The sequence below is a fragment of the Stenotrophomonas sp. PFBMAA-4 genome (assembly GCF_030053215.1).
Classification (GTDB): domain Bacteria; phylum Pseudomonadota; class Gammaproteobacteria; order Xanthomonadales; family Xanthomonadaceae; genus Stenotrophomonas.
Genome location: NZ_JASGBW010000076.1, coordinates 1 through 487 on the forward strand (window position 1 = coordinate 1; position 487 = coordinate 487).

Sequence of the window (487 nt, forward strand, 5' to 3'; positions counted from 1 at the left end):
TTGATCTGGTTGTGCTGCGCATCCTGCTGGCCACGGCCGTTGTAGACCGCACCGACCACCACCGGGCGATCGATGTCGCCCTCCAGGAACGCCACCAGCACTTCCTGCCCGCGCCGTGGCAGCACCACGCCGCCCCAGTTGTCACCGGCCCACGGGGTCATCACCCGCACCCAGGTCCAGGCGCCGCCGTTGGCCGGGGCGTTGTCGTCGCCACCGGGGTGGGCCAAACCGTTGCTGGCGTTGCCGCCGCGCTGCCAGGGGAACTGCACCTTGATGCGGTGATCGCGGTCGGACAGCAGCGGGTCGCCATCGCTGACCACGATCGCGCTGAGCGTGCCGGTGATCGTCGGCCGCGGATGCAGGTGCGCGCCGTGGCCATCCTCGGTCTGCGGGCGATAGACCACCTCAGCCGGAATGGCCACGAAGCGGTTGTCGTAGAACGCGGTGGACACCTCGCCGGGGGCATCGCCATAGGCCAGCCCGGACA

General features: G+C 70.0%; 1 protein-coding gene. It reads right to left on the reverse strand.

Going from position 1 to position 487, the window contains the following annotated elements:
• On the reverse strand, window positions 1-487 hold a 487-nt coding region (locus QMZ26_RS21220; protein ID WP_283222595.1), incomplete at both ends, for a phage baseplate assembly protein V.